Annotated in this window: 14 protein-coding genes; 9 read left to right on the forward strand and 5 right to left on the reverse strand. The window is 42.3% G+C overall.

Annotated features, from left to right (window positions below; translation table 11 throughout):
• Positions 1-62: 62 nt before the first annotated feature.
• Positions 63-1,367, forward strand: a complete 1,305-nt coding sequence (locus EZE20_RS12360) for a Gfo/Idh/MocA family protein (protein WP_132118037.1) — start codon at positions 63-65, stop codon at positions 1,365-1,367.
• Positions 1,368-1,502: 135 nt separating this feature from the next.
• On the opposite strand, the gene EZE20_RS12365 is transcribed toward EZE20_RS12360, so the two are convergent.
• The 3 genes from EZE20_RS12365 to EZE20_RS12375 all read right to left on the reverse strand — a co-directional run bounded on the left by EZE20_RS12365 (position 1,503) and on the right by EZE20_RS12375 (position 3,317).
• Complete coding sequence (locus tag EZE20_RS12365; protein ID WP_132118039.1) at positions 1,503-1,859, reverse strand: hypothetical protein; 357 nt, start codon at positions 1,857-1,859, stop codon at positions 1,503-1,505.
• 183 nt (positions 1,860-2,042) lie between these two features.
• Positions 2,043-2,966, reverse strand: a complete 924-nt coding sequence (locus EZE20_RS12370) for a YihY/virulence factor BrkB family protein (protein ID WP_132118041.1) — start codon at positions 2,964-2,966, stop codon at positions 2,043-2,045.
• A gap of 30 nt (positions 2,967-2,996) precedes the next feature.
• Positions 2,997-3,317 (reverse strand): tetratricopeptide repeat protein, encoded by a 321-nt coding sequence (locus tag EZE20_RS12375; protein ID WP_132118043.1) that lies wholly within the window; start codon positions 3,315-3,317, stop codon positions 2,997-2,999.
• Positions 3,318-3,417: 100 nt separating this feature from the next.
• Between EZE20_RS12375 and EZE20_RS12380 the strand changes: the two genes are divergently transcribed.
• The 8 genes from EZE20_RS12380 to EZE20_RS12415 all read left to right on the forward strand — a co-directional run bounded on the left by EZE20_RS12380 (position 3,418) and on the right by EZE20_RS12415 (position 9,568).
• Positions 3,418-4,155 carry an electron transfer flavoprotein subunit beta/FixA family protein gene (locus tag EZE20_RS12380; protein WP_132118045.1) on the forward strand — a complete coding sequence of 246 codons (738 nt, stop codon included), beginning with the start codon at positions 3,418-3,420 and terminating at the stop codon, positions 4,153-4,155.
• Between the two features lie 51 nt (positions 4,156-4,206).
• The gene (locus EZE20_RS12385) at positions 4,207-5,172 is read left to right on the forward strand and encodes an electron transfer flavoprotein subunit alpha/FixB family protein (protein ID WP_132118047.1); all 966 of its coding nucleotides are present in this window, start codon (positions 4,207-4,209) and stop codon (positions 5,170-5,172) included.
• 129 nt (positions 5,173-5,301) lie between these two features.
• Positions 5,302-5,901, forward strand: coding sequence for a bifunctional nuclease family protein (locus EZE20_RS12390; protein ID WP_132118049.1), 600 nt, complete (start codon positions 5,302-5,304; stop codon positions 5,899-5,901).
• Between the two features lie 123 nt (positions 5,902-6,024).
• Positions 6,025-6,903, forward strand: coding sequence for a cell division protein FtsX (locus tag EZE20_RS12395; RefSeq protein WP_132118051.1), 879 nt, complete (start codon positions 6,025-6,027; stop codon positions 6,901-6,903).
• 28 nt (positions 6,904-6,931) lie between these two features.
• Complete coding sequence (locus EZE20_RS12400) at positions 6,932-7,147, forward strand: DUF3098 domain-containing protein (RefSeq protein ID WP_132118053.1); 216 nt, start codon at positions 6,932-6,934, stop codon at positions 7,145-7,147.
• On the forward strand, positions 7,144-7,923 hold the full coding sequence (locus EZE20_RS12405; protein ID WP_132118055.1) for an undecaprenyl-diphosphate phosphatase: 780 nt from the start codon (positions 7,144-7,146) through the stop codon (positions 7,921-7,923). Before EZE20_RS12400 ends, EZE20_RS12405 begins: the two co-directional genes overlap by 4 nt.
• A gap of 2 nt (positions 7,924-7,925) precedes the next feature.
• A complete protein-coding gene (gene truB, locus EZE20_RS12410) occupies positions 7,926-8,636 on the forward strand; it encodes a tRNA pseudouridine(55) synthase TruB (RefSeq protein ID WP_132118057.1) in 711 nt (236 codons plus the stop codon).
• Positions 8,633-9,568, forward strand: a complete 936-nt coding sequence (locus EZE20_RS12415; protein WP_132118059.1) for a bifunctional riboflavin kinase/FAD synthetase — start codon at positions 8,633-8,635, stop codon at positions 9,566-9,568. Before truB ends, EZE20_RS12415 begins: the two co-directional genes overlap by 4 nt.
• Before the next feature lie 30 nt (positions 9,569-9,598).
• Here the strand turns inward: EZE20_RS12415 and pheA are convergent, their stop codons facing one another.
• Positions 9,599-10,672, reverse strand: coding sequence for a prephenate dehydratase (pheA, locus tag EZE20_RS12420; protein WP_132118061.1), 1,074 nt, complete (start codon positions 10,670-10,672; stop codon positions 9,599-9,601).
• Between the two features lie 35 nt (positions 10,673-10,707).
• Positions 10,708-12,582 carry a DNA topoisomerase IV subunit B gene (locus EZE20_RS12425; protein WP_132118063.1) on the reverse strand — a complete coding sequence of 625 codons (1,875 nt, stop codon included), beginning with the start codon at positions 12,580-12,582 and terminating at the stop codon, positions 10,708-10,710.
• Positions 12,583-12,784 lie beyond the last annotated feature (202 nt).

A 12,784-nucleotide genomic window follows, 5' to 3' on the forward strand; every position in this document is an offset into this window, starting at 1 on the left:
GCATGGCCTGTTTCCCTTTGTAAATGAATAGCGTTTTTCCAGATTTAATCCTGCAATATTCTATGAATCGACGAAACTTTATTCAGCAGTCCACGCTTGCGACAGCGGCATTTTCTTCACTTCCCCTTTTTTCTGCTTTAAAACGAGCAGCACCTTACCGTACTGCGCTGATCGGTAGCGGGTGGTGGGGCATGAATATCCTAAGATGTGCTGTTCAATCGGGAGAGTCAAAAGTTGTGGCCCTGTGTGATGTTGACCAAAATCAATTGGCCAAAGCGAAAACTGCCCTAAATGGACTGACGGCTGACCAACCCAAATTATACCATGATTACCGGGAACTACTTGCGAAGGAGAAACCCGAAATTGTAATTGTGGCCACACCGGATCATTGGCATGCGCTCTGCTGTATAGAAGCCATCAAATCTGGTGCGCACGTCTATGTTGAAAAGCCGATTTGTCACACCATAGGTGAAGGACGGGCTATGGTAAATGCAGCCAGAAAATACGGAAAAACCGTACAAGTTGGCACACACCGCCGGATTTCGCCACACAACATTTCCGGAATGGAGTTTTTAAAATCTGGAAAAGCCGGAAAAATCGGAATGGCGAGAGCGTTCGTAAATTACGGCGGAGGTGCTGGCACAAAAGTAGCGAACGAAGAACCGCCAAAGGGTCTCGACTGGGATTTCTGGTGCGGCCCCGCTCCGCTTGTACCTTACAACAAAACGATTCATCCACGCGGGTTCCGCCAATATCTTGACTTTGCGAATGGTCAATTGGGTGATTGGGGAATTCATTGGCTGGATCAGGTGCTGTGGTGGACGGAGGAAAAGTATCCCAAAAAGATTTATTCCACCGGTGGTCGGGCGATTCGACAAGACAACACCGATGCGCCTGATCATCAGATCGCAATTTATGATTTTGAAGGCTTTACGCTTGAATGGCAGCACCGATTATTTGCTGGAAATAATGCTGAAAAAACACATCCTAATCAGGCAGTTGGGGTGTATTTTTATGGTACAGAAGGCACCTTTCATATGGGTTGGCTCGATGGCTGGACGTTCTACCCTACTGATTCCAAAAAGCCAATCATTCATCAGGATGCTCAATTGAATGAACCTGACCAACAAAACATTCAGGAATTATGGGCAAATTTTCTTTCTTCTATCAAAACCAATCAGTTGCCGGTTTGTGATATAGAAATCGGGCAACGATCAACTAATCTGGCATTGCTGGGAATGCTTTCCTATAAATTGGGCCGTAGCATCGAATGGGATGGTGACAAGGAGATTATCCCAAACGACCCGGAAGCGTCCAAATTATTGCATAGAAATTATCGGGGAGAATGGGAATACCCAAAAGTATAAAAAACAAAAAAAGAGTTGCAATTTTTGTAAGAGGTCCTTACCAAGATTGCAACTCTTTTTTGTCGAAAAACGAACCCTGTTTAATCTGAAAGCACTTTTATACGTATTGTTTTTTCAGAACTTTTGGGGTTTATTTTAGCTGATTTTAATTACCTCAGCAGGAATGTTATGTTGGGTAATTACATCCCGGGTAAAGCGAACATGTCCGCGCGGGGCCATCAAATACAGCTTGCCGCCCTTCATGCTGGCTAATTCGCTCAAAAGTTTCCACTTGGAAATGTCTTTCATGAGCTTGTCAGTTTTCATGGAGACTTCCAAATAGTGCTTGTTAAACATGTTTACGCCCGTTACATCAGGTGTAAAAACCTGCTTATCCTGTGTCCGCTCGTAGGATTTAGGAGTTTCGTAGCCTTCTATGTTGGCGCAAATATCCTTAAAACCGTGAGACTGAGCCCATTTTACTACGCTGACAATGATTGGATCTTTTTCCATGAATGCAAATATATTTGTACTTTCTTTTGACGAAAGAAAGGAGGTTGATACGTTAGATTTAGCGGGATGGGTTGGTTAGAAAAATAAATTGAGGGATTTCCCAATAGATTTATTACCTCACAATGTTTTGCAAGGTACGAACTTTTCCGTAAACTTCCAATCAGACCTCACCAATCGGATTTGCTATCTATCTCTTCGGGGCGTGGGTTTATCTACTTCCGATTCTTGTTTGATGATCATTACAGCATGACCGGAAGGTACAATTACCTCTCCATCCGAATTGGCATATACCTTGGTAAACTCAGCGCCAAAATACAGTATTATAGAGGAATAGTAAACCCATGAAAGAAGAATAATAATGGAAGCAGACGCTCCGTAAGTTGCTCCAAGATCGGAGTTACCGATGTAAAAACTAATCAGAAACTTCCCAATTGCAAACAAAATTGCGGTGAAGCCCGCCCCAACAAAACATTCCTTCCACCGTAAATCACCATCCGGCAAAACTTTAAAAATTACCGCAAACAATGTCGTGATAATAGTAAGCACAAGAGCTACATTGAGTATGTAGAAGACAACTACCGAAACTTCGGAAAAATATACTTCAAGTTCTGCACTTAGTAAATCTACCAGGGTATTTACACCAAGTGTAACTATCAACAAGAAACCCAGGGCAATAATAAGAGAAAACGAAATGAGACGGGTTTTCAAATAGCGCAGCCAACCTTTTTCAGGTTTTGCTTTGATAGACCATATGTAGTTAATAGAACTTTGGATCTCGGCAAAAACCCCGGTAGCACCAATCAGCAAAGTGCCGATTCCGATGGCAGCAGCAACTCCTGATTTATTGGAATTCTCCGCATTTTGTAGAATTTCCTGCAATTGAGTAGCCGCCTGCGCACCAACAAGTCCCTGAATTTGGTCAAAAACCTGCGATTGAATGCCTTCACGACCAAAAAACACGCTTAACACGGTAATCATGACCAACAGCATCGGAGCCAATGCAAATATGGTGTAGTACGAAAGCGCAGCACTGAGCTTTAATCCCTCGTCATCAATAAAATCAGTGGCTGCATTTTTAAGTAACTCAAAATATAATTTTATTTTCATGACCCAGTTTTATTTGCTAGAATTTTATTCCTAAACATCATCCTCTAAGGCGCGCAGGGCTCGTTTCAGTTCTTCAAGCGTTTTACTATTTCGTTGCTTATCCGCCAGGTCAATACCCTTTTGGTACACATCCCGAGCGGTTTCAATTTCTTCGAGGTCATAAAAAAACTGTGCCGCATGATAGTATGTCGGGAGATATTCCGGAAAATCTTTCAGCAACAGTTCAAAATAGCTTTTTGCCTGTGTGGTACTATATTTTGAATATTCCAAAGCCAGCGCATAGGCATTGAATGGGTCTTGGGGATCTTCCTGATAAAAATTCAGAAGGTGGTCTAAGCGGCTTGTATTCATGAGATATTATTATGCTTGCATACTATTATTTTTATTATGTATATTCGCAACAACAAACAAAAAATTAGAAAAGTTAACGTTTATCATTAAATACAGTCTTATGAAAATCCTTGTTTGTATTAGCAATGTGCCGGATACAACGGCCAAAATATCGTTCACGGATAATGATACAAAGTTTAACAAAACTGGTGTTCAGTTCATTATAGGCCCATATGATGACTACGCCCTGGCCCGCGCAGTAGAATTGAAAGAACAGCATGGCGGCACCGTTACGGTGCTAAATGTAGGAGAAAGTGAAAGCGATCCTCAGCTACGCAAAGCGCTTGCCATTGGGGCTGATGACGCCATCCGGGTAAATACCGAACCCACTGACTCGTATTTTGTAGCCGCACAGATTGCTCATATTGCGAGTCAAAACAGCTACGATTTAATCCTTATGGGTCGAGAATCCATTGATTTCAATAGCGGTGTAGTACACGGACTCGTAGGTGAAATGCTGGGAATTGCGTCCTATTCTCCTGTGATGAAACTGGACATTACGGGTAATGAAGCAAAATTTGCCCGGGAAATTGACGGTGGGAAAGAGCATCTAAGTGCAGCGCTACCGCTTGTTTTGGGTTGTCAGGAACCGATAGCCGAATGGAAAATTCCGAACATGCGGGGGATTATGACCGCACGTACTAAAAGCCTGGCGGTGGTTGAACCGGTTTCGGTGGATGACAGCACCGTGCTTGAAAAGTATGCTCTGCCTGCACCCAAGGGTAGTTGCCGGATGATTCCGGCGGAAGAAGCTGAGCAGTTAATTGCACTCTTAAAAACGGAAGCAAAAGTGCTTTAAGCAGGTAGTTAAAAAGGATTTATATTAAAAACTCAAAAAACAACATACATTATGTCGGTACTGGTTTTTGTAGAAATAGACAACGGCTCCATCAAGAAAACCTCCCGGGAGGCGATTTATTTTGGCGCCCGGCTGGCTGAGCAGTTAAGTGGTGAGGCTGTCGTTTTGGCCATTGGAGAAGCCACAGAAGCAGAGCTCGAACAAGCTGGAAAATGGGGAGCGACCCGGGTTTTACACGTTTCTGAGGAAAAACTTGCGCACGAAAATAGCCTTGCCTATGCGGATGTGTTGGCGCAGGCAGTTGGTGCTACTGATTCAAAAATAATCGTTTTGGCCAAATCCGGTCTTGGCGATGCAGTGGCCGCACGAGCTGCTGCCAAACTAAAAGCAAGTGTAGTATCTGGTGTGACCGAGCTACCTGATACCCAAAATGGTTTTAAGGTAGTACGTAGCATCTATACTGGAAAAGCATTTGCCACGGTGGAAATAAAATCTGCAATTAAGATTTTAGGGATCAGAAAAAATGCATTAGAGGTGGTGGAAAGCGAAAAATCTGCTCCCGTCGAAGGCTTTACTCCTACCCTGCGTGAGTCAGACTTTGCGGCCAAAGTACTTGAAGTTGAAAAAGCTTCTACCGAACTTTCCCTAACCGACGCTGACATCATTGTTTCAGGTGGTCGAGGAATGAAAGGGCCGGACAATTGGCAGCCACTTCTTGACCTTGCCGGAGCGCTTGGAGCAGCAACAGGCTGCTCCAAGCCGGTTTCTGACCTTGATTGGCGGCCCCACCACGAACACATCGGCCAAACGGGAATTAAAGTTGCCCCCAATATTTATATCGCGTGCGGGATTTCCGGTGCTATTCAGCACCTTGCGGGTGTGAATGGTTCCAAATGTATTGTGGTAATAAATAAAGACCCAGAGGCACCGTTTTTTAAAGCGGCCGATTATGGCATCGTGGGTGATGTATTCGACATTTTACCCCGTTTGACCAGGGCAGTTGAAGAAGCTCGATAACAAAATGCTATTTATTAACCCGTCGCGTATTTTTTTATACACGGCGGGTTTTTTATTTTTGCATTTTTGTAATGATAAAAGTTCAGCTTAACATCGTCAGCTCGGCTTTAATTAACATAAGTACATCAGGTGAAAAAAATTATGTTAGAAATATTAGGATTGTCCCCAAGTCAGTCTCAAACGGGATCTTTCGCGCTTGTTCTGGGCGAAGAACTTGGCAATAGAAGACTTCCAATAATAATCGGAGTGTTTGAGGCTCAGGCAATTGCAGTACAGATAGAAAATATTGTACCGAATAGACCAATGACTCACGACTTATTTAAGTCATTTGCAGATGGTTTTAACTATACGTTGAAAGAAATTGTAATTTCAGATTTACGTGAGGGCATTTTTTACGCCAAAATAGTCTGTGGGGATAATTTGCGCGAAGTTGAAATTGACTCGCGGCCTTCGGATGCCATTGCCATTGGGTTGCGGTTTGATGTCCCGATTTACACCTATGAAACCATACTTTCAGAAGCAGGTATAGTTTCAAACTCACTTACTGACGATGAGGATGAATCGGACGAATCGTTGATTCATGAAACAATCCGCCCAAAGGGCTCCTTCACCGAGCAGTTGCGCGATATGCATAACGAGGAGCTTTTGAAGATGCTTGATGAAGCGCTGGCTCGTGAGGAATACGAAAAGGCAGCCCAAATTCGAGATGAGCTCGGAAAACGAAATTAATCATTTGAGAGCGTTCCTGACCGGACGCTTTTTTCGTTAAAAATCGTTAAGGAGGCTCCACGACATCCTTGCTTTGGGTTTAAATCACTATTTTTGCGACATCAAGTTTCCTGAATTGCAGCTATGGCCAAGAAAAAAAAGATAGGCAGCTATCCAAACACCATGATCATCATTAGCCTTACGGCCGCATTATTCCTGATCGGTTTTTGTGGAATGCTTGTCGTTCAGTCTAAAAAATTGGTGTCGATTATTCGTCAAAATATTGAAGTACGCATCTTTATCGACAAAGAAACGACCGAAGCTGGCAAAGATTCGATCCTGACTAATATTCAAAGTCGCCCTTACGTACAGCAGATTGGTGATACGGCTTCCATTCAATTTGTCTCCAAAGAGGAAGCTGCCATAGAATTTATGGAAGGCACGAAAGAAGATTTCACCGCATTTTTGGGAGAGAATCCTTTGCGTGACAGCTATCGTGTCAAGATTCAGGAAGATTACTTTGAGGAAAGTAAACTCAAAGAAATCAAAACCGACATTGAACAAATTGATAATATATATGAGGTAGTTTATCAGGAAAACCTGGCAGATGACATCAACAAAAACATCACCAAGGTATACATCATCCTCGCTACTTTTGCACTCATCATGCTGATTATCATTATCTTACTGATAAACAACACAATCAAACTAGCCATTTATTCGCAGCGTTTTTTAATTCGAAGCATGCAGCTTGTAGGTGCAACCAATGGCTTTATACAACGTCCATTTCTGGTTCGCGGAGCGACTCAGGGAATTATCAGCGCTGTATTTGCAAGCATTTTCCTGGTAATCCTGCAACAAGTTGCCATACGAAACGTAGAAGGCCTTGCACAGTTGCAGGAATACAATAAACTGGCTTTTATCTTGCTTGCCTTGTTGATCCTGGGAATTCTGATCGGAGTGGTCAGCACAACACAATCCATGATTCGGTATCTTCGAATGTCACTGGATGATCTATATTAAAAAATTCACCTTCTAACTTTTTTACACCATGAGTTCAACGAACAAAGAAATGCCCTTTTCCCGGGCTAATTACCGTCTAATGCTGATAGGCTTAGCCATTATTCTTCTGGGTTTTTTTATAATGAGTTTGGATACCGAAGAATTTGGATTCGGGCTGCTTGGCCTGACTATCGGACCTTTGGTTACGGTGACAGGTTTCATTATTGAATTTTGGGCTATTTTACGCAAACCTTCCAATTCATGACCATTTGGCAAGCAGTAATACTGGCAATTATTGAAGGCATTACCGAATTTCTACCCGTTTCTTCTACGGGCCACATGATTATCGCATCCTCCCTGATGGGAATCAGTCATTTGGAATTCACCAAGATGTTTACGGTTAACATACAGTTTGGAGCAATTCTCTCTGTGTTAGTGTTGTATTCTCGACGTTTTTTACAGACGAAAGACTTCTATTTTAAGCTCTTTGTAGCTTTTTTACCCGCCGCTTTTTTTGGATTACTACTAAATGACTACATCGACGCCCTGCTCGAAAATGTTGTCGTCGTTGCTATTTCGCTACTTGTTGGCGGGATCATTTTGGTCTTTATTGACAAAATCGCCAATGACTACCCAAAAGACCGGGAGGTAACGTATACGGAGGCATTGAAAATTGGATTCTACCAGTGCATCGCTATGGTTCCGGGAGTTTCACGTTCGGCGGCCACAATTATTGGCGGCATGTTTCAGGGCCTTACCCGCAAGCAGGCTGCTGAATTTTCTTTCTTTTTGGCGGTGCCTACTATGGCCGCAGCGGCAGGTTACAAATTCCTAAAAACCTACGAGAGCATTCAGGCAAGTGATATCAAAATACTTTTACTTGGAAACGTGGTAGCCTTCATTGTAGCAATGTTGGCAATTCGTTTTTTTATTAATTTTTTAACCCGTTATGGGTTCAAACTTTTCGGCTATTACCGAATCGCCCTGGGTATTATTCTGCTTACACTACTTGCCCTGGGCTATAAAATTGAAATTGTTTAGTTATGCGTCAATCTACTGACAATCAAGAAGCTGCTGACGAAGGAGAGCTACTATTGATTGACAAACCCTATACCTGGACCTCTTTTGATGTTGTCAAAAAGTTAAAATGGGGGTGCAAGTTTAAAAAAATTGGTCATGCAGGAACTCTTGACCCGCTTGCAACCGGTTTACTAATTTTATGTACAGGTAAAAGAACCAAACAAATCGACTCTTATCAGGCGCAGGAAAAAGAATATGAAGGGAGTTTAGTGTTAGGAAAAACGACTCCTTCCGTTGATTTGGAAACAGAATTCGATGCTGAATACCCAACTGACCACATAACCGATGAAGCATTACAGGCTGCTGCACAACAGCTTACCGGACCGCTTCAACAGCTTCCTCCTATTTATTCTGCTGTTCGCCTCAATGGCGAACGTCTGTACAAAAAGGCCCGTCGAGGTGAATCCGTAGAAATACAGCCGCGGGCAGTGACCGTAACGCTTTTTGAAATACAAACGCACGATTTCCCAACGATTCATTTCCGAATTATTTGCTCAAAAGGCACTTATATCCGAAGTCTCGTCCGGGATTTTGGCGTACAACTAGAATCAGGCGCTTACCTCTCAGCATTACGTCGAACGCGTATTGGTAAATATCATGTCACGGAGGCTAGTGAGCTTATGTCGTTTATACAAAAAAGACGCGAAGAATTGTCCCTTAATCAGGATATATGAAGGTATATCATTCTCTGGAAGCATTCCAAAAACTTCCGAATGCCGTGGTCACAAGCGGTACTTTTGATGGAGTACATAAAGGTCATCAACAAATACTGAGTCGCTTAATAGAAATCAGTCAAAAAAGACAAGGCCAAACCGTAGTTTTGACTTTTTGGCCTCATCCCCGCCTCATTGTTTCTGAAGACAGTCAGGGATTACAATTGCTCAGCACAATTGAAGAGAAAATTGAGCTATTTTCTTCACTCGGCATTGATCACCTGATTATTACACCATTTACGAGAGCGTTTTCTGAACTTTCCTCCATAGACTTTATTCAGCAAGTGCTTGTGGATCGGATTGGAACAAAAAAAATTGTCATTGGCTATGACCATCGATTCGGTCGAAACCGGGAAGGCAGCTTTGACTTTCTGCAAAGGAAAGCACCTTCTTTTGGCTTTGAAGTTGAAGAAATACCGCGGCAAGACATTGACGCCCTTGCCATCAGTTCCACTCGAATTCGTGCCGCTTTACTACATGGAGAAGTCGAAATTGCTCAGGAATTACTGGGTAGACCTTACTCGTTTTCCGGCGTTGTGGTAAAAGGAAAGCAGCTTGGCCGTACCTTAGGATTTCCGACAGCAAACATCGAAATCAGAGAAATGTATAAGCTGATTCCTGCCAATGGAGCCTATGTTATCGAAACAAGTCTGCGTGGAAAACGATATGGAGGTATGCTTAATATTGGCGTTCGGCCAACCGTAGATGGACTTTCACGCACGATTGAGGCGCATCTATTTGATTTTTCGGGAGATATTTATGGGGAGAAACTCTCGATTCGTTTATTGCATTACCTACGGCCCGAGCAAAAATTTGAAAATATTCAGGGATTGATTCAACAATTAGCGGAAGATAAACAATCCGCAATTGACTATTTATCTTCCGTTAACTAATCTTTTTTTGTGCGTTATGTGTGTATTTCCTTAGGAAATACGCACATAACTGCCAAGGACTTTCAGATTATTTCCATGTTTGTCCAAAATTTCCTTCACAGGTACATCTTCGTAATGCCCTTCAAATTCAACCAAAAACCAATATCGGAAGGAAGACCCCTGCCGCAGCGGACGGCTTTCAATTTTGGTAAGGTTGATACCCCGGTCGTAAAAATCTTTCAGGAAATCAAATAAAACTCCGGGGCGATGCGTATTTGGCAAATTGGCAATCAGAGTAGTTTTATCTGAATGACTTTTCTGATTTTGGAAGTTTTTTGAAATAATCAAAAATCGGGTTCGGTTCTGATCGCTGTCATTAATATTGTCAAACAAAACGGGCACTGCATACAGGCGCGCGGCAATATGCGAACAAATTGCCGCTGAATCAGGCTCTTGAAAAGCTAGTTTGGCAGCTTTTGAGGTAGATTCCACTGGGATAAGTTCAATATTCTGATCCTCAAAATATTCTCTCAAAAACTTGCTACACTGCCTGAAGGCAATATCCTTGGAATAAATCCGGCGGATTTGAGATAGCGAGTCCGACTGCGAAACAAACGCAAAGTGAATAGGAAGGAGCAATTCTGCCGCAATATGAAGTTCTTTTTCCCGAAGTAAATCCACGGTTTCGCCCACCACACCTTCCTGATTATTCTCAATTGGCACTACCCCAAATCGGGCTCTTTCGGTTTCTACACTTTCAAAAATCGAATGAATTGTAGGCAAAACGAGGTATTCACTCATTCCGCCAAACCGACTTTCGGCAGCCTGATGCGTAAAGCTACCTTCGGGTCCCAAATAGGCAATTCGCTCTGGTAATTCAAGGTTTCGGGCTACGGCAAAAATTTCCAGAAATATTGCATCGATCGCATTGCGGCTAAGCAACCCCTTGTTTTGCCTGTCCAAGCGGTCAAGAATCTGCTTTTCCCGTTCGGGGCGATAAATAATTGTTTGTTGAGAGCGTTTCAGTTCTCCAACCTGTTTGACATACGTCATGCGCTCGCTGAGCAATTCTAGCAGCTGATCGTCGATGCTATCAATTCGTTTTCTTAATTCTTGTAATTCCACGCTAAAAAAGGAAAGTAATGCCGGGCTTGTCCCGTTCAGGAAATAGCCACCAAATCTTCTATATTTTTTTCTATTTTCAAATTATCAATAATAAACTTCTGCCGATCAGGAGAATTTTTACCCATAAAATAGGTCAGCAACTTCTGAATAGACATTTCTTTTTGCAAAATGATCGGTTCTAGATGCATATTTTCACCGATGAAAGTTCCAAATTCCTCGGGGGAGATTTCACCTAACCCCTTGAAACGGGTAATTTCTGGCTTATTTCCCAGTTTCTGAACCGCCGCTTTTTTTTCTTCTTCGGAGTAACAATAAATGGTTTCTTTTTTGTTGCGAACCCGAAACAGGGGTGTTTCAAGGATGTAAAGATGGCCATTCCGAACCAAATCCGGGAAAAATTGCAGGAAAAATGTCATGATCAGTAATCGGATGTGCATGCCGTCTACGTCAGCATCCGTCGCAATAACAATTCGGTTGAAACGTAAATTTTCGATACCATTTTCAATATCTAGTGCATGTTGCAACAAATTAAATTCCTCGTTTTCATACACTACTTTCTTTGTTAATCCAAAGCAATTCAAGGGTTTACCTCGCAAACTAAAAACGGCCTGAGTCTGCACGTTTCTTGATTTCGTGATGGAACCACTTGCCGAATCGCCTTCGGTAATAAATAAGGTAGTTTCAAATCGGTCATCATTTTTTGCATCAGTTAAGTGCTGCCGACAGTCCCGTAGTTTTTTGTTATGGAGATTGGCTTTTTTTGCCCGTTCGTTGGCAAGTTTCTTAATTCCTGCCAATTCCTTACGTTCCCGTTCTGATTGTTCAATCCTTTTCTTGATGGCATCCCTTGATTCAGGATGCATGTGCAGGTAATTATCAAGATTAGCTTTTACAAAATCATTGATAAATGTCCGCACTGTCTGACTTGTCGGATCGGGAGAAATCGTGTTAGAGCCTAGTTTCGTCTTGGTTTGCGACTCAAAAATGGGTTCCTGTACCCGTATCGCAATCGCCGCCACAATGGAACTCCGCACATCTTCCGGCGCATAATCCTTCCCGAAGTGCTCCCGAATGACCCGAACCACGGATTCGCGAAAAGCTGCCAAATGAGTACCACCCTGCGTAGTATATTGTCCATTCACAAATGAATAATATTCTTCACCATATTGGTTACTATGAGTCATTGCCAACTCAATATCATCCCCTTTTAGATGAATAATCGGATAACGGATAGTGTCCACATCCGTTTTGTCTCGCAATAAATCGAGAAGTCCATTTTGTGAAAAATATTTTTGACCATTAAAATTGATCGTCAGACCCGCATTTAAATAGCAATAATTCCAGATCATGCTATCCAAATACTGCGGAATGTACTTGAAGTTTTTAAAGATCAGGTTGTCAGGTTCAAAGGCGATAAACGTACCGTTGCGGCCCGAAGCCGTTTCTTCGGACGATTCCTGCATTAACTCGCCTTGTGCAAATTCGGCCCATTTGGTTTTACCATCCCGGTAGGACTGTACTTTGAAATAGTTGGACAGAGCGTTTACTGCCTTTGTACCTACACCGTTAAGCCCGACTGATTTTTGAAAAGCCCCACTGTCGTATTTTCCTCCCGTGTTGATCTTGGAGACACAATCTATGACTTTTCCAAGTGGTATACCCCGTCCGTAATCTCTGACTTCAACCCGATGCTCCGAAATTTTTATTTCGATAGTTTTTCCATTGCCCATCATATGTTCATCAATGGAATTATCAACTATTTCTTTGACCAGTACATAAATCCCATCATCCACCGAAGCACCGTCGCCCAATTTTCCGATATACATTCCTGGTCTCAGACGTATATGTTCTTTCCAATCAAGTGACCGAATGCTATTTTCGTCGTACTGAATGTTGTTCAAATCTGCCATTAACTTATACTTAGAATATTAATAAATTGAGAATAGATATGATACCCCTTTTCCTATTCGTTTCCTATGAAGGGAGTATTATTTATTTTCCGAAAAATAGAAATTCTTTAAAAAAAGGAAAAATCTGATTTACTTTGCCCTTTCAAATCTGTCAGTAAAGATTTGTACTTTTAAAAGACAAACTCAAAAAACGGAAGGGTAC

It is taken from the genome of Arundinibacter roseus (assembly GCF_004348825.1).
In the GTDB taxonomy this organism is placed as follows: Bacteria; Bacteroidota; Bacteroidia; order Cytophagales; family Spirosomataceae; genus Arundinibacter; species Arundinibacter roseus.

Coding starts and splice junctions, on each gene's coding strand:
- EZE20_RS12375 (WP_132118043.1), bottom strand. CDS start 3,317: ATGAATACAAGCCGCTTAGACCACCTTCTGAATTTTTATCAGGAAGAT.
- EZE20_RS12380 (WP_132118045.1), top strand. CDS start 3,418: ATGAAAATCCTTGTTTGTATTAGCAATGTGCCGGATACAACGGCCAAA.
- EZE20_RS12415 (WP_132118059.1), top strand. CDS start 8,633: ATGAAGGTATATCATTCTCTGGAAGCATTCCAAAAACTTCCGAATGCC.
- EZE20_RS12370 (WP_132118041.1), bottom strand. CDS start 2,966: ATGAAAATAAAATTATATTTTGAGTTACTTAAAAATGCAGCCACTGAT.
- EZE20_RS12425 (WP_132118063.1), bottom strand. CDS start 12,582: ATGGCAGATTTGAACAACATTCAGTACGACGAAAATAGCATTCGGTCA.
- EZE20_RS12385 (WP_132118047.1), top strand. CDS start 4,207: ATGTCGGTACTGGTTTTTGTAGAAATAGACAACGGCTCCATCAAGAAA.
- EZE20_RS12405 (WP_132118055.1), top strand. CDS start 7,144: ATGACCATTTGGCAAGCAGTAATACTGGCAATTATTGAAGGCATTACC.
- EZE20_RS12360 (WP_132118037.1), top strand. CDS start 63: ATGAATCGACGAAACTTTATTCAGCAGTCCACGCTTGCGACAGCGGCA.
- EZE20_RS12365 (WP_132118039.1), bottom strand. CDS start 1,859: ATGGAAAAAGATCCAATCATTGTCAGCGTAGTAAAATGGGCTCAGTCT.
- EZE20_RS12395 (WP_132118051.1), top strand. CDS start 6,025: ATGGCCAAGAAAAAAAAGATAGGCAGCTATCCAAACACCATGATCATC.
- EZE20_RS12400 (WP_132118053.1), top strand. CDS start 6,932: ATGAGTTCAACGAACAAAGAAATGCCCTTTTCCCGGGCTAATTACCGT.
- truB (WP_132118057.1), top strand. CDS start 7,926: ATGCGTCAATCTACTGACAATCAAGAAGCTGCTGACGAAGGAGAGCTA.